This is a genomic window from Paenibacillus sp. FSL F4-0243 (genome assembly GCF_037963295.1).
Taxonomy (GTDB): domain Bacteria; phylum Bacillota; class Bacilli; order Paenibacillales; family Paenibacillaceae; genus Paenibacillus_AQ.
Genome location: NZ_CP150151.1, coordinates 502187 through 521481 on the forward strand (window position 1 = coordinate 502187; position 19295 = coordinate 521481).

Genomic DNA, 19295 nt, shown 5'->3' on the forward strand with positions numbered 1-19295 from the left:
GCCAGGCGGCTTTTGTATATTCGACGGAGGCGAGTCTTGCCTGTGCACCATTGAGTCGTATATAGTTGGAACAGCAATGCTGAACGGCGCTAATTCTATTTTATTGTAAGATGCTAGGAGGGGAACGGTATGGGGACAACAGGAAAGCTGGATATACGTCATGAATGTCCTTCAGTGGAACAGTATTTAGCGCTGAGAAAAGAGGCTGGATTGAGTGCAATGAGCGCGGAAGGTGCTGCAATAGGGCTACCTCGTTCTATTTTTGCGGTAACTTTGTATGAGGAGGATTCCTTGGTCGGGATGGGCAGGGTGATTGGCGATGGGGGATGCTTTTTTCAGGTTACGGATATCGCAGTGAAGCCTTCTTATCAGGGTCGCGGTTTAGGAAAATTGATCATGGGGGAAATCAGGGATTTTCTTCATACTGTACCGGACAAGGCTTATGTCAGTCTAATCGCGGATGGGGAAGCCTCTAAATTGTATGCACAATATGGCTTTGAATCGGTCATGCCACGTTCTCAGGGAATGTTTTTACGTCCTTAATGTGAGGACATGCTACTTAGTAGAGAGTGCCCCTTGTATTGGTGAAGGGGTTTTTCGTTTGGAAGTTAACGGATGCGATTTGATTTCAAATGGACCGCAGGGGATAAATAATGATTAAAGGTTGTAAGGGAAAGGCTATTGAGACGAGTATTGAAAAATATAAATAAGCAGGAAGGCCGCACGCTGGCCTTACCCGGAAAAAGTGAGGAAAAAACAGATGGATGTTGTAGTATTGGGTGCATCAGGAACGATTGGAAAGGCGATTGTACAGGAGGCTTTAAAAAGAAAACATGAGGTTACAGCTGCGGTACGGACTCCAGAATCAGTAACCCTTGAACATGAACGTCTGCACATCACGACTGTAGATGTTCTAGATCCTGCTTCAGTCGCAGCTGCAGTCCGTGGACATGAAGAGGTAATCAGTGCATACGGTCCAGCACTCGGCCAAGAGAAGGATTTGATAACAGCAGCTAAGGCAATTGTAGAGGGAATGCAAGAAGCTGGGTTAAATCGACTGTTAGTTGTGGGTGGTGCAGGGAGTTTGAAGACTGAATCAGGAGAGCTGTTGATGGATACGGCAGATTTTCCTGCTCAGATTAGACCACTGGCAGAGGCACATGCGGAAGCTTATGAAATTTACAAAAACACAGAACTGGATTATACGTATGCCAGTCCTGCTGCGGTGGTTCATTCCGGTCGACGTACAGGTCAATTTCGCATTGGACTCGACCGTCTCGTTTTTGATGAGAACGGCGAAAGTATTATCAGTGTTGAGGATTTTGCTGTAGCTATGGTGGACGAGCTGGAGGAAGGGAATTTTAGCCGGACGAGATTTACTGTAGCTTATTGATATCAAGCTAGTTGTGGATTGAAGTGTAGCGGAAAGGGGCCGAACCATGTATCTGGTAACTGCTGAGCAAATGCGGCGGCTGGACGGAGAAACAATCCAGCGGCTGGGGATTCCAGCTATTGCGCTGATGGAGAATGCGGGAAGAGTGATCGCAGAGGAGATCGTTGCGCTGTGCCGGCGGAGAGGTGGAGAGGGCTGCAGAAATGCAGCTGGATGGGAAGACGCCGGGAAGGATGCATTTCAGGTCAGCGCAGATCATGCGCTGACCTTGGACAATGCCGCCGCCGAGCGATGGTTTATCCTCGTCGGCAAAGGCAACAACGGCGGCGATGGCCTCGCCGCCGCACGGTATCTTCGCGAGACCGGCATCGCCGTCACGCTCGTTTATGCGGTGCCGCCGGAATCGCTCTCCGGCGAGGCAGCTCTGCAGCGCGATGCGGCTGCAGCCATGGGCCTTCCTGCCGTGGTATACGGCAGGGATCGGCTGGACCTTGCCGAGTGCAGCGGCATCTTGGATGCGCTGCTCGGCACCGGCGCCGCGGGAGCCCCTCGCGGTGCCTATGCGGAGCTGATTGCCGCAGCGAATAGCAGCGGCAAAGTGATCGTGTCCGCGGACATCCCGAGTGGTCTGAACGCGGACACCGGTGAAACGCATGAGCCTTGCATTCATGCGTCGGTGACGGTTTGCCTCGCGTTTCTCAAGCGAGGTCTCCTGCAATACCCCGGTGCAGGCGCAGCGGGGCATGTGAAGGTCCGGGCCATCGGCATACCGTCTTCTTTGGCCCCTGAAAGCGGTGTGCAGGTTCACCTGCTGACACCGGAAGTGCTGCATGCCCATCTGGGCGTAGATCTGGCCCGCCGGCGTTCGCCTGAAGGCCATAAGGGTACTTATGGGCATGTCCTTCTTGCAGCCGGCACCTTAAGAATGAGCGGCGCCGGACTGCTCTCTGCCCGTGCTGCGCTCCGGGCAGGCTGCGGATTAGTGACATGGGCGCTTCCTCAGAAGCTGCTGCCCTGTATCATCGGTTCTGCCCCTGAGCTCATGTTAGCCGATGTTGGGGGCAATGAAGATGGAACCTGGCAAGCAGGGAGCGTTTCAGAGCTGCTGAGGCTAAGTAAAGAGCGAGATGTTCTTGCCATTGGTCCCGGTCTTGGTCGGTTCGAGGCTGATACAGAATGGCTTCGCAATCTCTGGGAAGAGACGGATTGTCCTCTGGTGATCGATGCGGATGCTTTAAATATATTAGCTGAAGCTGATTACAAGAGCTGGGCAAGTAGACGCCATCCGGTGATTCTGACGCCTCATCCAGGTGAGATGGCCCGTCTTGCTAGTATAACAACAGCTGAGGTGCAACGGGACCGCATCAGTCTGGCTATGGGATATGCGAAAGAGCATGGGGTTACCCTTGTATTAAAAGGAGCGCATACGGTTATAGCAACGCCTGAAGGGCAAGCTTATGTAAACACCACAGGCCATCCCGGCATGGGTACTGGTGGAGCCGGTGATGTGCTAACGGGCATCATTTCCAGCCTGCTGGCTCAGGGACTGAATGAGGCGCAGGCAGCAGCTTTTGGTGTATATCTACACGGATTAGCAGGGGAGAGAGCCGCCCGTCAGCGGAATAATCCAGCGGCTATTATTGCCGGTGATATCATAGAAGCACTCTGAGTGCAGCTTATAACAGCAGCAAGCAGAGCAGCGGAAGAAATAGTGCAAACACAGGCAGTAACAGAGGGGAACGCTCTACACCCAGTTGCGTCACTCGTAGCAGCAACAGTCCCAAAATTCCAGCCAAGCCCCACAGCAGTAGCTCTGCACCTTGTTCTGCTGCGAGCCATAGACCTGCACCGAAACCTGCGGCTACGTATACAACAAGGGAAACGATGTGGGAAGTGGAACGCAGGAGGCGCAGCAGAACATCGGCTACTAGTGCGGCTGGTAGTCCATAAGCGTAAATCGCATAGGGGATCGAAAGTGGCCAACCCTCTGGTATGCCGTTATGTTGTGGAAACCCAAGCATAAGTAAAGAGATAAGGACGTACGTTAGCCCTGCGCAGGCTAATTTTGTTAAGGCATACATGCCGCTTGTTAAACGGACAGAAGGAATATCATAATCGGGCATCTTATTCATAGGTATACATTCCTCTCGTGGTGAGTTGTGTATCAGCTGGTGACCATATCTCCACCGTTGACATGTATACATGTCCCGGTAACATATGAAGAATCAGGGCCCGCTAAAAAGAGATATGCTCCTGCTAGCTCATAAGGCTGTGCAGCACGTTTAAAGGGTGTATCAGTACCAAAGATACTAACTTCCTCTGCAGAGTAGCTTGAGGGAATCAGTGGGGTCCATACCGGACCGGGAGCTACACTGTTGACTCGGACGCCAGCGTCTACGAGAGATAAGGCTAAAGAGCGGGTAAAAGAGACCACCGCCCCTTTGGTGGAGGAATAATCTATGAGCTCTTTATTTCCTTGATAGGCAGTAATGGAAGCGGTATTAATGATGGATGCACCTTTTTTAAGATGTGGAAGTGCGGCCTGAGCGAGGTAAAAGAATGGAAAGATATTCGTCTGGAACGTCTGGTACAATTGCTCTTCTGTGATATTCAAAATACTTTTTTGTGGATATTGGACACCGTGATTATTGACCAGAATGTCCAGCTTGCCGAAGGTGCGAATCGTATGTTCCACAGCCCTGAAGCAATTCTCCTTATGGCGTAAATCAACTTCAATCCTTAGACAGCGTTGCCCTAATTCTTCGATCCGCTTTTGAGTGACTTCCGCATCTGAGGCTTCGTATAAATAAGCTATAGCAATGTCTGCACCTTCTTTTGCAAAAGCAATGTCTGCGGCTTTACCAATTCCGCTGTCGCCTCCGGTGATGAGTGCAACCTTTCCCTTCAGTTTTCCACTGCCGATAATTTCCGGGTTTTCACTGATGGGACGAGGATTCATCAGACTCTCCAGGCCCGGCTGACGATCTTGATGCTGTGGAGGAAAAGCAATAGGCTGCTCTTTACATACTGTCCGCTCCCCATAATAGGGGTAGATGGGATTCATTTTTTTGAAATAACCTCCTTGCGTTCTACCTTCCGTATATTTCTATGCATGCGCCCAGAAAAGCGTGCGCTGTCATCAATACATACATATGCGTTTATAAACCCAAGTCGGAGGAGGCGCTTGTCCAAAATGAATGATTGGCGAAATGTCGATGATTTGATTCATGGAACCGCGGTTCAGAAAGAGGTCTATAACCTTCTTACAGAGCTGGAGATTATGAATTTGCTAACAGACTACAACCCTTTGTTGGTTGGGACAATACCGCTTGGAATTCAAGTGGAGGGCAGCGATTTGGATATCATTTGTGAGGTTCATGATCCTGTGAAGTTTAAGGCGCTAGTTGTTCGATATTTTGGAGCCATGGAGGGGTTTGTTAGCGAATCACGAGTGGTTCAAGGGATTCCTCGAACGAAAATTAACTTTATGGTAAAGGGCTGGCCTATCGAACTGTTTGGACAGCCGAGGCGAACGGAGCTCCAGAATGGTTATTTGCATATGATCGTTGAAGCTGAAATTTTAGCTCAGATGGATGATGATTTTCGCGAACGGATCATTCTTTTAAAATCAAGCGGATGGAAGACAGAGCCTGCCTTTGCGAAAGCTATGGGATTAGAGGGCGATCCTTACGAAGCGCTGCTGGAGCTGGAAAAGCTTCCTCGGAGCGCTCTTCATGCTTTATGCCATTCTGTTCAAGCGAGGGAACAAGTATGATCTTGTCTTGAGAATCTCCGCGCAGCCGGTATTGCCAAGTGCCACCTGATGGTTATTGAAACCAATGAACATGGAAGAGGGTTCTGGGAAGGGATGGGCTGGCAGTATAGAGGTGGAATTATGCTGTGCTCCCAGGATATCTTGTGATACTCAAGACATGAAATAGAAATACTAGCCTTTGAATACGCAAAGTCAGGCATTTGGATATCACAGCAAATGTCACGGTGAACTCCGACTGCTAGTGCAGTATACTATATAGGAGTACGATAATTGCCTATTCTTGCAGGCAGGAGGTCTTTTATGCGTTTTAAGGATGTATTTTCAATTATTGGTCCGGCGATGGTCGGTCCTTCAAGCTCACATACCGCTGGGGCGGCACGGATCGGGAGGGCCGCAAGGCAGGTGTTGGGTGAAGTACCGCGTGTGGCTGAAGTAACGTTTTTCGGTTCTTTTGCAGCAACTTATCAGGGACATGGCACAGATCGGGCAATTGTTGGAGGGTTACTTGATTTCACTACCGACGATCATCGGCTTCCAGATTCCCTAGAACTGGCGGTCGAATCCGGGATGGAAGTTTCTTTTAAGCAAGGAACAGGTCTGTTCCCACATCCAAACACCGTTAAGCTGCATCTCATCGGACAAGAAACAGGAAGCGAACTGACGCTAACAGGGACATCTATTGGTGGCGGAAACATCGAGATTGTTGATATCGACGGTTTTGGAGTGAAGCTTACGGGGATCTATCCGACGGTTCTGATTAATCATATGGATTATTTAGGTGTTCTGGCAAGTGTTACGGAAGTGATGCGTAACGGACAGTTTAATATAGGGCATATGTCTCTCGATCGTAAGAATCGTAGTGGTGCAGCCTTAACGGTGCTGGAGCTGGATGAAGCGGCTACACCGGAGCTTCTTGAAGCGCTTAAAGCGCTCACTGCTGTGAAATCCGTGAAGCTGGTTAATTTAAACGAAGGTAAGCAAGATGAGAAGGGGAAGGAAAGTTTAACATGAATTTTCAAACACTTAGCGAGCTGGCTGTATTGTGTGAGGAACGTGGTCTCACGATTGGAGCACTTATGCTCGAAGAGCAAAGTGCGGAATCTGGACGTTCCAGTGATCATGAATTTTCCACGATGCGTGAATATTATGGCGTGATGAAAGAGGCTGTTCATCGCGGGATGCATGAAGATACAACTTCGCGCAGCGGCCTTACAGGCATGGATGCCCAGCGTGTAGGAGCATACAACGCGGCTGATGAGCCATGCCTAGGTGGACCTGCAGGTCAAGCTATGGCTTACGCGCTGGCTGTATCCGAAGTGAATGCTTCTATGGGCCGGATCATTGCGACGCCTACTGCTGGTTCATGCGGGATTATTCCGGGTGTATTTCTCAGCTGTCAGGAACGGTTTGGCTGGGATGATGACTACATGGTATCCGGATTGTTCGCAGCCGGGGCCATCGGTTATGTCATCGCCAATAACTCCTTTGTATCGGGTGCGGAAGGCGGCTGTCAAGCTGAGGTAGGTTCTGCTATTGGGATGGCAGCAGGCGCGTTAACCGAGCTACGCGGCGGAACGCCTGCACAAGCAGTGCATGCTGTCGGGTTAGCACTTAAGAACACTTTAGGCCTGATTTGTGATCCGGTTGGCGGACTTGTTGAGATTCCTTGTATTGTTAGAAACGGATTCGGTGCAGTTACTGCACTTGCCGCCGCAGATATGGCACTGGCTGGTGTTCGTAGTGTGATTCCTTCAGATGAAGTTATCAAGGTCATGCTCGAGGTAGGCTCAGCTATGCCAGAGAAACACCGCGAGACTGCAGGGGGCGGTTTAGCACAGACACCTACCGGCCGTAAAATCATGCAGGATTTACGCAAAAAGAAGTAATTAATACGTCTCAAATCACAATTTGTATTTAGAGCAGTTTGAAACGTTCCAGCTGATCCCATTGACCTTCTTGTCGAAGGATTTCTGCCTGCCTAGGTCCAATGAGGTCAAAGTGGGGAAACGATGAACGATTATGAATATATTGGGCAGGCAATCCGTTCTCCTCGCACCAGTGTTTCAGTGTGGTAAGATCACTACAGCCCACCTTGGTGACGGTAGTGATGCCGGGAAAGCGTGGATCCAGCCAATAATGAGTCAAGAAGGCGATCTCTCCTGCGGAGACCGCTTTTTTCCACCGGGTTAATTCTTCTCTATTGATACCGAAGGCCATAACGTCTCATCCTTATCTATTGTAGTTGACAACATTATAACCCATGAAAGGGGATTACATTATGAACGGACAAGTAAGAGCGGATATTCGTCCTGGGCTTGAAGTGGATATTGTACTTAAACAGGATCAGCCTACAGGCAAGCTAACACACGGTACGGTGAAAGATATTCTCACGAACTCGCCTCGGCATCCGCATGGCATTAAGGTCAGATTGACTAGCGGACAGGTAGGACGAGTTAAGAATATTATAGGCAACTAAATAAACTACACTTTTCCACATTAAAAAGCGACCCTAATCTCGTAGGTTATTCTGTTCACGGAAACAGAACAATACCTACGAGATTAGGGCTTTTTGATTTAAGTTGTTATATTCGGCCCATAAAATCCTCAACAGATTTATCAGCTTTAGTCTGATTACATAACGTGCAAGCGCAGACGCAATTATCTGGGGTTGTATGACCCCCTTTAGCACGAGGTAGTAAATGATCAATGGTGTCCCCATAAGCGCCGCAGAAGTAGCAGGTGTAATTGTCTCTGGCTTGTATATAAGCGCGAAAATCCTTATTACTATACAATCGTCGAATCGTTCGACGGTTTACAACGATAGCGGCATGTTCCCTGACCAGGGTAATTGCAAGCGCTAGATCGATCTCCTGATGCCAGCGCCGTCCCTTGTCGCTATGACCGCGCATTAGAATCATCCCTTTGGTAGAAGGAATCAATTGGGTTGGATCTTCGGGATTTAGCTTTGTGCCCTGAGCATGCGACCTTTTTCTTCGCTGTTCCAAACCTCGTACGCGTCGGTTCGGATTAGATTGTCCTGAAGAAGCAGCAGCGGAAGACGGCTTTCCCTCTTTGGGACGCTCCAATAGAGTGTGCTGATGGGTTTGGATCGTATCAAGCTTCACCAGTAAGGGGGTTGCTGTGAGTTTTATATTTAGTGTTTCCCGTTGTTTGCGACATTCACGGCAGGCACCACGGCGTGACTGCCCCTTGGAACGTTTTCCTGTACGTCTGCGAAATTCTGTGAGCGGCTTCAGCTTGTGGCAATAAGCACACTGCTTGGTAGATAGAAGGTCGGTATCGTTCATAGATATGTTAGGTGCAGCGCATGTGTACGCATGTCCTGTCTCCTTGTTTTTGTAATATAAACTATAAGTTCCACACCATAATTTATGTCTTGGGTTTCTCGCTTATAAGGACGTAGAAATTGTTTATGCTTTGGATTCAATGATGTTCATTTATGAGTTCCGTTAATTGAAATGTTAGCCTCTAAACTTAGTATAACGTAAAGCACTGCTGTTCACATCGTACGTAAAAAAACCGTAAACACAGCCAAATTTGTGACATGCATCTCGGTGATAAACAGGGAAAACTTGTAAAATAGAAAAAAGGGCAGATTCGTTATCTAGATAGGGTTGCTCTAATTCTTATTTGGAAATGGGGAAGTGAAATGGAATTAACGAAGGGAAGGCCGGGTACAGTATCATGGCTTTATATTCTTCTTATTTTTTTGGGGGTTGGAGCGTTAGGAGGGGGCGGTGCTCTTGTAATAGATCCAAGCGGGGATCTAATGAAAATGCCGACTTCTATGCTGGAAAGATCGCCATTCTCAGATTTTTTATTCCCGGGTATTCTGCTATTTATCGTATTTGGTTTACTGCCTCTGCTCATTGTTTATGGTCTGATCAAGAGACCTCAGTGGCACTTGGTGGAACGATTAAATCCGTTCAAGAAATTATATAGCTTCTGGGCTTTGTCTCTGTATATCGGGTTTGGGCAAATCATTTGGATAACGGTGCAGACGTACATGCTGAATAGTGTTGCAATGATACATCTGATCTATATGAGTCTAGGGCTGTTGATTCAGGCCGTTACAATACTCCCCTCTGTACAAAGTTACTTTTCGCTGGACGGCGGTACGGAAAGACGTTAAAATTGCAGTGAACAAAAGGCATTTCATTTGTCAGGGCAAGGAGCGAGCCGATTTGACAACGATATACGATATTGCCAAAAGAACCGGTTACTCTCCAACAACGGTTTCTAAGGCGTTTAATAATTATTCCGACGTACGTGAGAAAACTCGTCAGGAAATATTCCGGGTTGCCCAAGAAATGGGGTATTTGCCAAATTCACATGCCCGTACATTGACCACTAAGAAATCGTGGACCATCGGCGTGCTGTTCGTAGAGAATACGGGATTTGGTATTCGCCATCCTTTTTTCAGCGCTGTGATCGAAAGCTTTAAGAAGGTTGCTGTTGAAAAGGGTTATGCCCTCATGTTTATCTCCAAAGATGTCGGTGGTAAGCAAAGCGGTTATTTAGAGAATTGCAGGATTCGTGGCGTAGACGGCGTTGTTGTCTTCTTGTCCGATTATGAGGATCCGTATTTCCGTGAACTGCTTGAGAGTGATATTCCTACCGTTATTATGGATTTTGAGACTTCTGAGACGCATACGGTATGCTCAGATAATACTTCTGGAGCCCAGCTGGCAGTGGAGTATCTAGCCTCTTTGGGGCATCGCAAGATTGCCCATATTTCCGGAGGCATGAATACATTTCCAGGTAAAATGCGGGAGTTGGGTTACAAGACCGCTATGATGCAGCGAGGGTTTAAAGTACCTAAGTCCTATGTTGTAAACGGAGCCTTTTATTCTCGAGAAAGCGGCTATAACGCGATGCTGGAGCTTCTTAAGCTCCCTGAACGTCCAACCGCCGTCTTTGCTTCCGGTGACTTACTAGCCTTAGGGGCTATTATGGCCGCTAAAGATAGTGGACTTTCCGTACCGATGGATATTTCAGTTATGGGTTACGATGACATTGATCTTGCCGAGTACGTTACACCTGCATTGACAACGGTGCGTCAGGATACGGAGCTTCTTGGAAGCCAAGCGGCGGACATTCTTTTAACCTCAATTGAAGGTAAAGTATTAGATAAGGAAGCGATTTTAGTTCCGGTGGAAGTGGTTGAACGGGAATCCTGTGCACCTCCGATTAGCGGAAAGTAGTCTGATAAATCTTGACGAACTGAAAAGAGTCCTGCTAAAGTAAAAGACAGTATAGCTTTCAATTGTTCTTATGAGATGAGATAGTGGTATTTGGCACATCTTATTTAGTGAGATGGAGCTATAATAGACCCATTGTTATAAATGCTCTTTCAATTGATTTGGAAGATCATTTTTTTTCGAAACAATCGAAACCGGTTTCGATTGTTTCGATTTGATGGCTCATTGCTCCGAATCTATAACATCGGAAGATGATCCAGTAAAGACTAGTGCTTTGGTAAGAAAACAATTCAGAGGAGATGGATGAAATGGCAAAAGTTCAAACTGTGGTAACTGCAAAAGATACAGGGGAACGCTTAACTCCAAAAGATGCAATTGTTTTTAGCGCAAGAGTAGGATCTGGGTCTGCCGATGTGGAGATTAAGCCAGAGCAGGAGTTTCAAAAGATGATTGGATTTGGCGGCGCTTTCACTGAAGCTGCTGCTTATACGTTGTCACGTCTGAGCTCCGAGAAACGAGCAGAGGTTATTCATCGGTACTTCCATCCAGTAGAGGGATTAGGTTATAGCATGGGGCGTGTTCATATTCACAGCTGTGATTTTGCCCTCGGCAATTATACTTATGTTGCTGATCATGACACAGAGCTAGCTACTTTTGATATCTCACATGACCATAAGTGGGTACTTCCGCTGATAAAAGACGCCATGGAAGTAAGAGGCGGTGCATTCACGATGCTAGCTTCTCCTTGGAGCCCTCCGGCATGGATGAAAACAAATGGGGAAATGAATAACGGTGGATCACTGAAGCCGGAATACGCAGAAGTTTGGGCACGCTACTATACGAAATTCATTGAAGCTTATGGAAAAGAGGGAGTACCGATTTGGGCAGTTTCCGTGCAAAATGAGCCGGCTGCCGTTCAGATCTGGGATTCATGTATTTATAGTGCGGAAGAGGAACGGGATTTTGTTAAAAATTATCTTGGACCGGTGATGCATCAGACCGGCCATTCAGATGTGAACATTGTAATCTGGGATCATAACCGCGATATTATGGTCGAGCGTGCTTCGGCAGTATTATCTGATCCTGAAGCTGCAAAGTATGTGTGGGGTACAGGTATTCACTGGTACGGAGGCGAGGAGTTCGACAAAGTAGAAAAGGTACATGATTTATTTCCTGACAAGCATTTGTTGTTCACAGAGGGCTGCCAAGAGGGCGGCGTTAAGCTGGGAGAATGGTTTACAGGCGAACGTTACGGCAGAAACATGATTGGAGATCTCAATGCGTGGACAGAAGGATACCTGGATTGGAACCTGGTACTGGATGAGACTGGAGGTCCTAACCATGTAGGCAATCTCTGCGATGCGCCGATTATTGCAGATACTACAACGGATGAAGTGCACTATAACAGCTCCTATTATTACATTGGGCATTTCAGTAAATTCATTGTGCCAGGTGCGGTACGGATCGGATTTACCTCTGAAGCGGAAGGTATCTTAACCACAGCATTCCGCAATCCCGACGGTAGTATTGCTGTCGTACTGATGAATGAAAGTGAAGAAGTGCACAGTGTAACGCTAGGTCTAGGCGAAGAGATTGCAAGCTGCGAGCTATCGCCTCATTCCATCGTAACGCATTTGATTTCATAAATAATCTACAACCTAGGAGGACATAAGTATGAGCAACTATTATTTCGAATCAGGTACATTTGTAATGGAGCAATTTGATGAAGGAAAGCCTTTTTCCAGTTTCTTACCGGGTCTTGCCGGACTGAAGGGAATTCCGATGTGGACTTTTTATGTGAATCGGGGGCAGGCCATTTGCAGCTTCGGGGTACGCGATAAGAATTCGCCAATCATGGAATTCTCTCCTGCAAATATCTCTTATAAGAACGTAGGGACGACCGGTTTCAGAACCTTTATCAAAATTAAAGGCGAGCAAGAGATTTATGAACCGTTTCAATCTGCGCGTCCAGATCCTGCTGCAAAGCGCCTCATGACCATTTTGCCTAATGGGCTTACTATTGAAGAAAGCCATGCCGGACATGGTCTGAAGACGACCGTACACTATTTTAATTTGCCTAATGACGATTATGCAGCATTGGTACGTCGGGTAGAGATTGAGAACATCGGCGGTAAAGAGATCGAGCTGGAGCTGATGGATGGTTTGCCTGAAATCTTGCCTTACGGCGTAGAAAACAGTGGATACAAGGAAATAGGGAATCTGCTGCGCAGCTGGATGGACGTATACAACTTAGAGAATGGTATTCCGTTCTATAAGCTGCGTTCCAGTACCAATGATGATGCACAGGTTAGCGAAATTACCAATGGCCATTTCTACCTGTCGTTCACTGGAGAAGGAGAAAAAGTCTCGCCAATCGTCGATTTCGAGCTAGTCTTTGGTGGCAATACCTCGCTTACGTACCCGGACCGCTTTGCGGGATTAACCCTTGCCGAACTGGGCGAGCTTCCACAATACCCCGTCAACAAGGTTCCGTGCGGTTTTAGCGGAGTGGCAAGACGTTTAGCACCAGGTAGCAATCTGATCCTGAATACACTGGTTGGACATGTAAATGACATCGACAAAATCAATAAGAAGGCGGAGCAGTTATGCCGCGATGAATATATCCTGTCTAAATCTCAAGAGGCCGCAGGTCTGACGGAGGAATTAACGGAAGATATTGCTACTCACACTTCATCGGCTGTGTTTGATGCGTATTGCCGTCAATCCTATCTCGATAACTTCCTGCGTGGAGGCTATCCTTTTGTCTTTGACAATGGTGGTGATGGCTTTGTAGTTCACTTATACTCGCGTAAGCACGGTGACTTGGAGCGTGACTACAATTTCTTCTCACTCGCCCCAGAATATTATTCACAGGGGAACGGAAACTTCCGTGATATGAATCAGAATCGTCGGAATGATGTGTTTTTTAATCCGAAGGTGGGTAGCTTTAACATCAAAATGTTCTATAGCTTGATTCAGGCGGATGGTTACAATCCACTGAGCGTGCAAGGAACAACCTTTGAAGTGAAACCGGATAGTAAGGCACAAGCTGCGGAGTGGATTGGAAAAGCTGCGGCAGATCATCAAGCTGAGCTTGTAAAGCTGTGTAGCACTCGGTTCACACCAGGTAGCTTAGTGAACTATATTGCGGATCATAACGTTGCCTTGAAGGTAAGCGAACAACAATTTTTGTCGGGATTACTTGCCCTGTCACAGCAAAACATTGAGGCAGCCTTTGGCGAAGGCTTCTGGTCGGATCACTGGACATATAATATGGATCTGGTAGTAGGTTACTTGGATATCTTCCCTGACAAAAAGCAGGAGCTTCTATTTGGGGATAACACCTATGCGTTCTATGACAGCCCAGCGTATGTGCTGCCACGTAGTGAGAAATATGTAATCAGTGACGGAAAGGCCCGGCAATATGGTGCACTCCTTGAGGATGAGGAGAAGCTGCACAAGCTGAAATGGAAAGCTGGAGATACCCATTGGCTGCGTACTGAAGGCGGTCACGGCGCCATTTACCACACCAATCTGTTCGTGAAGATGTTGTCTCTTGCCTTGAATAAATTTGCTACGCTTGATCCTTATGGTATGGGTGTAGAAATGGAAGGCAATAAGCCGGGCTGGAACGATGCTATGAATGGACTGCCTGGATTGTTCGGCTCCGGAATGAGTGAGACTTTTGAGCTGAAACGTACCGTAGTCTTTTTGTTAGATGCTCTGAACAGCAAAGAAAGCGTCCAAGGAGCTGTAGACCTGCCAGAAGAAATTGCCCAGTTGCTTGAAGAGGTATATCATGCGGTCACGGCGGTTCTGTCGGGAGATTTGGAACAATTTAATTATTGGGATACTGTAGCTTCGGCGCGTGAGGCTTATAGAGCACGTATCCGTTTCGGTATTACTGGAACTGAGTCTGAAGTAACCTTAGAATACATTCGTGAGGCCCTCTCCAAGTTCTTGGTCAAAATCGACGAGGGAATCAACAAGGCAGTAGAACTTGGTAACGGACTTACCCCAACCTATTTCCGCTTTGAGGCGAAGAAATTCCAGCAGGTAACAGATGCTGAAGGTCAACCAGTACTTAGCGGATACGGCCTGCCAAAAGCTGTGGTAGAGGAGTTTGAGGTCTATGCATTGCCATACTTCCTTGAGGGGCCTACTCGCCTGTTGAAGACGCTGAAAGATCCGGTGCAAGCCAAAGAAATCTATAATTTGATTAAGCAAACAGAGCTATATGATCCGACTACGTCGATGTATCAAACTTCGGTTAGTCTAGAGGGTGAGTCTCATGAGATCGGACGAATGAGAGCCTTTACGCCAGGCTGGCTAGAGCGGGAGTCCAACTTCCTGCATATGTCCTACAAATATTTGCTTGAGCTGTTGAAGGGCGGGCTTTATGAGGAGTTCTACGGAGAACTGAAGACCTCGCTAGTTCCGTTCCTAGATCCGGCTGTCTATGGACGCAGCACGCTTGAAAATTCATCCTTTATCGCTACCGGAGGTAATCCTGATCCGAACAATCATGGTAGAGGGTTCGTTGCAAGATTAAGTGGGTCGACTGCTGAGTTCTTGAGTATGTGGAGAACGATGATGGCCGGAAGCCATGTTTTCAGAGTAGAAGATGGACAGCTTACATTATCTTTGGATCCGGTTCTACCAGGCTGGCTATTTGATGAACAAGGCAATCTCTCTTTCACATTTCTAGGTGGCACGGAAGTAACTTATTCGAACCCACAATGTGAGAATACATTTGGTGAGAAGAAGGTTGTTATTCAGAGCATGACGCTAGTCTACCAGAATGGAACGGTGACGGAAATTTCCGGAGCGCTCGTTCGTGGGGAAGAGGCAGAGGCTCTGCGGCGTGGAGAGATCAAGCAAATTCGAGCAATAATGGCATAGAAAATAAGGGAGGGCCTAGGCCCTCCCTTTATTTTTTTCTCCAAATATAAGAAAGTCCTTAAAGGACGCCGAAGGCGTTTTAGCTTGAACCCGAAAAATGGAACCTATAACCCGAAATTCAAAGCCTTACGGAGACAGGCAAAAGCAAATACAATAAATACATAGATATTGTAAGCGCTTCAGAAAAAGAAAAAGATACATAGCCTGGAGGTCCAAAGGATGGAGAACAAAAAAAGCGTGGAAGTAAGCCCAGCGATGAATCCGTTAATTCCTGGCAATTTCGAAACCGGTAAAGTAAATAGGAACTCGCTGTGGAGGAGATTTGTAGCCCAGCGTCATTTACAGACCATGGCCCTACTAGGCGTAGCCTGGATGATCATCTTCAACTACATTCCAATGTATGGAGTTATTATTGCCTTCAAAGAGTTCAACATCGTCAAATCAATTTCCGAAGCTCCATGGGTAGGACTAGCTCATTTCAAAGAATTCCTACAAGATGAAAGCTTGGTTGACGTTATTAGGAATACGTTAGGCATTAGCTTGATCAAGCTCTTCATCGGTTTTCCGCTGCCGATTATATTTGCACTATTCCTAAATGAGGTCCGTTCGGTGAGATTCAAAAAGTGGATTCAGACGATTTCGTATTTACCTCACTTTCTCTCATGGGTTGTACTCGGCGGGATTCTAGCGACCTGGCTTGCGGATATAGGGATTATCAATAACATCTTGTTAGCGCTAAATATCATTGATCAGCCGATTACCTATCTGGCCGAACCTAGCTATTTCTGGACGATTGTTATTTCATCTGATATTTGGAAGGAACTTGGATGGTCAGCGATTATATATCTAGCAGCAATCTCTGGTGTATCTCCTGAAATGTATGAGGCTGCTACGATTGATGGTGCTGGAAGATTCCAGAAAATGTGGTTCGTTACGCTGCCGGCCATCAAATCGACGATCAGTATTCTCTTCATTCTTGCAGTCAGTGGTGTACTAAGCTCCAACTTCGATCAGATCTTGGTGCTACGTAACTCGTTGAATGATAGTGCAAGTAATGTAATCGATTATTATGTGTACTACACAGGGATTCTCTCAGGCCGCTTCTCCTATTCGGCTGCAGTTGGACTATTAAAATCGATTATTGCTCTAATCTTGCTGCTGATAGCTAACCAAGTGTCTAAAAAAATCAACGATACATCATTGTTCTAGGATAAGGAGGACCTACACATGTTTGCTCTCAAGCGCAAAACGAAGGGCGAGGCCCTATTCGATATCATCAACAACATCATCATGCTGTGTATTTGCTTCATAACGCTTTATCCGATCTGGTACGTACTCGTCAATGCCTTTAATGAAGGTACGGATGCTATGCGAGGTGGTATATACTGGTGGCCGCGGGTGTTCAGTCTAGGAAACTTCAAGGCGGTGTTCGACAGCCCTGGTATTATGCAGGCGATGTGGATCACCGTTGCCAAAACAGCAATCGGCACAGTCCTGCATGTATTTTTCACAGCAATGGTAGCCTATGCCTTTTCTCGTAAGGGCTTGATCGGTGGAAAGTTTTACATGTTTATGGGTACAGTTACGCTCTTCTTCGCTGGAGGATTGATCCCGAGCTTCTTGCTTATCAAAGATCTTCAGTTACTAGATAATTTCTTAGTGTATATCATTCCTGCGATGTTTAGCTTCTTCGATCTTATTATCTTCATGACCTTCTTCCGAGAGATTCCTGAAGGATTGGAGGAAGCGGCCCGGATTGATGGGGCTAATGATTGGTCCATCTTCCTACGAATTGTGCTTCCAGTGTCTATGCCTGTTATTGCGACCATTGCGCTGTTCCACGGCGTGTTCCAATGGAATGATTATTTTACAGGTATGATCTATATCAATAATACAGAGCTACAGCCGATCCAGACGTACCTGTTCCGCGTTGTAGCACAATCTAGCTCGACTCAAATGATGGTCGCTGCACAAGGTAGCGGCATGACAAGAAGCGTAACGTCACAGTCTATTAAGCTGGCGACGATGGTGGTCACCACACTTCCTATCGTGTTCGTATATCCTTTCTTACAACGCTACTTTGTTAAAGGCATGATGATCGGCTCCATTAAGGGCTGATCCTTAGTAAAGGTAACTCCTCCAGCAGCTCATCTCTATGAGCTCTGGGGTTGAGCTTATAATTAACAATCATAGAAAAGGGGTAAAGAATATGGGTATGAAACGCAAACCGAGAACAGCGATGGCTCTACTTCTGGCAGCGGTTATGGCCTTGTCAGCCGCAGGCTGTTCCAGTGGAAATAACGCTAAAGGAAATTCGGATGGTACTAAAGAAACGAACACGGGGGCGACAGATGCACCTGCTGCTACATTGTCTGCTGATGAACCAGGTTGGAAGATTGACACTTCACCGATTACGTTTGACTGGTACCTGAACTTCTCTTGGTTCCCTAACAAATGGGGCGTGGACCCAACTTCTCAATATGTAACTAAGAAGACCGGCGTTGATATTAATTTCATCGTTCCGGCTGGTAACGAGAATGAGAAACTGAACACACTCATTGCTTCTGGTAAATTGCCTGATTTCATCACATTGGGCTTCTATGAAGATGCAATTAAGAAAATAATCGAAGGTGATCTTGCGCTACCTCTGAACAAGCTTGCTGATGAATATGATCCTTATTTCTACAAAGTTTCTGATAAAGATAAGCTGAATTGGTACACTCAGGAAGATGGCAATGTGTATGGCTATCCTAACTCTTCTTCCTCTCCTGCTGACTATGAGAAATATGGAGAGAACTACGTATCCAACCAAGTATTCGCGGTCCGTAAGGATATGTATGAAGCGATTGGCAGTCCTGATATGCGCACACCAGAAGGTTTCTTGAATGCGCTTAAGTTAGCGAAAGAGAAATTCCCTGACGTAAATGGACAGCCGCTAATCCCGCTTGGTCTGCATGAATTTGGTGTAAATGGTAATGATTCTCTGGAAGGTTATCTTCAGAACTTCCTGGCAATTCCTAGAGAAAAAGATGGTCAGGTATATGCCCGTGAGACTGATCCTGAATATATCCGCTGGATGAAGACACTTCGCCAAGCGAATCAGGATGGACTGCTTGCTAAAGATATCTTTATTGATAAACGTCCACAAATGGAAGAGAAGATCGCTCAAGGTCGTTATTTCGCGATGCTCTACCAACGTACAGACTTTGCAGCGCAACTAGGTACGATCTACCAACAAGATCCTAGCAAAACTTATATTGCTATTGATGGTCCTTCGAATACGAACTTGGATCAACCGACCCTAGATGGACCTGCGATCGCAGGCTGGACAGTAACGCTGATCTCCAAAGATGTAAAGGATAAAGCTCGCGCTATCCGCTTCCTAAGCTACTTGAACAGTGAAGAAGGTAATAAAGATTTGTTCCTCGGTGAAAAGGGTGTCAGCTACGAAACGATTGATGGCAAAGACCAATTTAAGCCTGAAGTGTTTGATCTAATGAATAAGGATCGTTCGGCGTTTGATAAGCAATACGGATCTTCGTTCACCTACTGGATGATGCAGAACACGAATATCACGGATCAATGGGCACCTAAATCAGTAGAACCTTTTAAACAATTGGAAGATTGGACGAGAGGAAAAGCGACTAGTACTTCAACGTTCCAACAGATTGATCCTACAGGTAACTCCCCTGAAGGCATCATTGCTACAAAGCTGAAAGAACTGCGCGGGAAGACGATTCCTAAGCTGCTTATGGCTTCTTCGGATGCTGAGTTCGATAAAATATGGAGTGAGTATTTAGCGAAACAAAAGGATATAGGTGTAGATAAATTCCAAGCCTATCAACAGAAAAAGTATGAAGAGAACAAAGTGAAGCTCGCCCAATAAAATATAACCCAGAAGCCCGCTGATTGCGGGTTTTTGGGTTATTTTGAAACAATAATAAGGTATAGTTGTTAAGTATGTTAAGTATTCACGATATTAGCGAGGTGAACGTTGAAGAAG

The 19295-nt window shown here is 46.6% G+C and carries 18 protein-coding genes; 14 read left to right on the forward strand and 4 right to left on the reverse strand.

From position 1 onward, the window contains the following. The first annotated feature begins 129 nt into the window (after positions 1-129). The 3 genes from NSS87_RS02250 (at position 130) to NSS87_RS02260 (ending at position 3062) form a co-directional block, all read left to right on the forward strand. Complete coding sequence (locus tag NSS87_RS02250; RefSeq protein WP_339244486.1) at positions 130-543, forward strand: GNAT family N-acetyltransferase; 414 nt, start codon at positions 130-132, stop codon at positions 541-543. A gap of 217 nt (positions 544-760) precedes the next feature. Next, positions 761-1393: an NAD(P)H-binding protein gene (locus NSS87_RS02255; protein WP_076300111.1), complete on the forward strand. Its 633-nt coding sequence runs from the start codon at positions 761-763 to the stop codon at positions 1391-1393. Between the two features lie 46 nt (positions 1394-1439). Further along, positions 1440-3062, forward strand: coding sequence for a bifunctional ADP-dependent NAD(P)H-hydrate dehydratase/NAD(P)H-hydrate epimerase (locus tag NSS87_RS02260; RefSeq protein ID WP_042184424.1), 1623 nt, complete (start codon positions 1440-1442; stop codon positions 3060-3062). 7 nt (positions 3063-3069) lie between these two features. On the opposite strand, the gene NSS87_RS02265 is transcribed toward NSS87_RS02260, so the two are convergent. After that, positions 3070-3525 carry a hypothetical protein gene (locus NSS87_RS02265; RefSeq protein ID WP_094874201.1) on the reverse strand — a complete coding sequence of 152 codons (456 nt, stop codon included), beginning with the start codon at positions 3523-3525 and terminating at the stop codon, positions 3070-3072. A gap of 32 nt (positions 3526-3557) precedes the next feature. After that, positions 3558-4457 (reverse strand): SDR family oxidoreductase, encoded by a 900-nt coding sequence (locus tag NSS87_RS02270; RefSeq protein WP_339244488.1) that lies wholly within the window; start codon positions 4455-4457, stop codon positions 3558-3560. 129 nt (positions 4458-4586) lie between these two features. Here NSS87_RS02270 and NSS87_RS02275 point away from each other — a divergent pair, with 129 nt between their 5' ends. The 3 genes from NSS87_RS02275 (at position 4587) to sdaAA (ending at position 7054) form a co-directional block, all read left to right on the forward strand. Beyond that, a complete protein-coding gene (locus NSS87_RS02275; protein ID WP_339244490.1) occupies positions 4587-5168 on the forward strand; it encodes a DUF4269 domain-containing protein in 582 nt (193 codons plus the stop codon). Between the two features lie 300 nt (positions 5169-5468). Continuing rightward, positions 5469-6179, forward strand: a complete 711-nt coding sequence (gene sdaAB, locus NSS87_RS02280; RefSeq protein WP_339244491.1) for an L-serine ammonia-lyase, iron-sulfur-dependent subunit beta — start codon at positions 5469-5471, stop codon at positions 6177-6179. After that, a complete protein-coding gene (gene sdaAA, locus NSS87_RS02285; RefSeq protein ID WP_042184434.1) occupies positions 6176-7054 on the forward strand; it encodes an L-serine ammonia-lyase, iron-sulfur-dependent, subunit alpha in 879 nt (292 codons plus the stop codon). The genes sdaAB and sdaAA overlap by 4 nt, the downstream gene beginning before the upstream one ends. Positions 7055-7082: 28 nt before the next feature. Here sdaAA and NSS87_RS02290 read toward each other — a convergent pair whose 3' ends face one another. Next, complete coding sequence (locus tag NSS87_RS02290; protein WP_339244493.1) at positions 7083-7385, reverse strand: hypothetical protein; 303 nt, start codon at positions 7383-7385, stop codon at positions 7083-7085. Positions 7386-7446: 61 nt separating this feature from the next. Here NSS87_RS02290 and NSS87_RS02295 point away from each other — a divergent pair, with 61 nt between their 5' ends. Then, positions 7447-7644, forward strand: a complete 198-nt coding sequence (locus tag NSS87_RS02295; protein WP_339244494.1) for a YwbE family protein — start codon at positions 7447-7449, stop codon at positions 7642-7644. A gap of 106 nt (positions 7645-7750) precedes the next feature. Here NSS87_RS02295 and NSS87_RS02300 read toward each other — a convergent pair whose 3' ends face one another. Next, complete coding sequence (locus NSS87_RS02300) at positions 7751-8476, reverse strand: HNH endonuclease (RefSeq protein ID WP_339244496.1); 726 nt, start codon at positions 8474-8476, stop codon at positions 7751-7753. Positions 8477-8838: 362 nt separating this feature from the next. Between NSS87_RS02300 and NSS87_RS02305 the strand changes: the two genes are divergently transcribed. The 7 genes from NSS87_RS02305 (at position 8839) to NSS87_RS02335 (ending at position 19178) form a co-directional block, all read left to right on the forward strand. Further along, positions 8839-9321 (forward strand): hypothetical protein, encoded by a 483-nt coding sequence (locus NSS87_RS02305; RefSeq protein ID WP_339244498.1) that lies wholly within the window; start codon positions 8839-8841, stop codon positions 9319-9321. 52 nt (positions 9322-9373) lie between these two features. Then, complete coding sequence (locus tag NSS87_RS02310) at positions 9374-10393, forward strand: LacI family DNA-binding transcriptional regulator (RefSeq protein ID WP_076300118.1); 1020 nt, start codon at positions 9374-9376, stop codon at positions 10391-10393. A gap of 305 nt (positions 10394-10698) precedes the next feature. Continuing rightward, on the forward strand, positions 10699-12036 hold the full coding sequence (locus NSS87_RS02315; RefSeq protein ID WP_339244500.1) for a glycoside hydrolase family 30 protein: 1338 nt from the start codon (positions 10699-10701) through the stop codon (positions 12034-12036). A gap of 28 nt (positions 12037-12064) precedes the next feature. After that, positions 12065-15292, forward strand: a complete 3228-nt coding sequence (locus NSS87_RS02320) for a cellobiose phosphorylase (protein ID WP_339244501.1) — start codon at positions 12065-12067, stop codon at positions 15290-15292. A 219-nt stretch (positions 15293-15511) separates the two neighbouring features. After that, positions 15512-16501, forward strand: a complete 990-nt coding sequence (locus NSS87_RS02325) for an ABC transporter permease subunit (protein ID WP_081389681.1) — start codon at positions 15512-15514, stop codon at positions 16499-16501. 18 nt (positions 16502-16519) lie between these two features. After that, complete coding sequence (locus tag NSS87_RS02330; protein WP_339244503.1) at positions 16520-17410, forward strand: carbohydrate ABC transporter permease; 891 nt, start codon at positions 16520-16522, stop codon at positions 17408-17410. 91 nt (positions 17411-17501) lie between these two features. After that, positions 17502-19178, forward strand: a complete 1677-nt coding sequence (locus tag NSS87_RS02335) for an extracellular solute-binding protein (RefSeq protein WP_339244505.1) — start codon at positions 17502-17504, stop codon at positions 19176-19178. Positions 19179-19295 lie beyond the last annotated feature (117 nt).

Excerpts from the sequence above, each read along its gene's own strand:
- NSS87_RS02300 (WP_339244496.1), bottom strand. The coding sequence starts at position 8,476 with ATGAACGATACCGACCTTCTATCTACCAAGCAGTGTGCTTATTGCCAC.
- NSS87_RS02315 (WP_339244500.1), top strand. The coding sequence starts at position 10,699 with ATGGCAAAAGTTCAAACTGTGGTAACTGCAAAAGATACAGGGGAACGC.
- NSS87_RS02290 (WP_339244493.1), bottom strand. The coding sequence starts at position 7,385 with ATGGCCTTCGGTATCAATAGAGAAGAATTAACCCGGTGGAAAAAAGCG.
- NSS87_RS02265 (WP_094874201.1), bottom strand. The coding sequence starts at position 3,525 with ATGAATAAGATGCCCGATTATGATATTCCTTCTGTCCGTTTAACAAGC.
- NSS87_RS02320 (WP_339244501.1), top strand. The coding sequence starts at position 12,065 with ATGAGCAACTATTATTTCGAATCAGGTACATTTGTAATGGAGCAATTT.
- NSS87_RS02255 (WP_076300111.1), top strand. The coding sequence starts at position 761 with ATGGATGTTGTAGTATTGGGTGCATCAGGAACGATTGGAAAGGCGATT.
- sdaAA (WP_042184434.1), top strand. The coding sequence starts at position 6,176 with ATGAATTTTCAAACACTTAGCGAGCTGGCTGTATTGTGTGAGGAACGT.
- NSS87_RS02270 (WP_339244488.1), bottom strand. The coding sequence starts at position 4,457 with ATGAATCCCATCTACCCCTATTATGGGGAGCGGACAGTATGTAAAGAG.
- NSS87_RS02335 (WP_339244505.1), top strand. The coding sequence starts at position 17,502 with ATGGGTATGAAACGCAAACCGAGAACAGCGATGGCTCTACTTCTGGCA.
- NSS87_RS02250 (WP_339244486.1), top strand. The coding sequence starts at position 130 with ATGGGGACAACAGGAAAGCTGGATATACGTCATGAATGTCCTTCAGTG.
- NSS87_RS02275 (WP_339244490.1), top strand. The coding sequence starts at position 4,587 with ATGAATGATTGGCGAAATGTCGATGATTTGATTCATGGAACCGCGGTT.
- NSS87_RS02305 (WP_339244498.1), top strand. The coding sequence starts at position 8,839 with ATGGAATTAACGAAGGGAAGGCCGGGTACAGTATCATGGCTTTATATT.
- NSS87_RS02325 (WP_081389681.1), top strand. The coding sequence starts at position 15,512 with ATGGAGAACAAAAAAAGCGTGGAAGTAAGCCCAGCGATGAATCCGTTA.
- sdaAB (WP_339244491.1), top strand. The coding sequence starts at position 5,469 with ATGCGTTTTAAGGATGTATTTTCAATTATTGGTCCGGCGATGGTCGGT.
- NSS87_RS02260 (WP_042184424.1), top strand. The coding sequence starts at position 1,440 with ATGTATCTGGTAACTGCTGAGCAAATGCGGCGGCTGGACGGAGAAACA.
- NSS87_RS02330 (WP_339244503.1), top strand. The coding sequence starts at position 16,520 with ATGTTTGCTCTCAAGCGCAAAACGAAGGGCGAGGCCCTATTCGATATC.
- NSS87_RS02295 (WP_339244494.1), top strand. The coding sequence starts at position 7,447 with ATGAACGGACAAGTAAGAGCGGATATTCGTCCTGGGCTTGAAGTGGAT.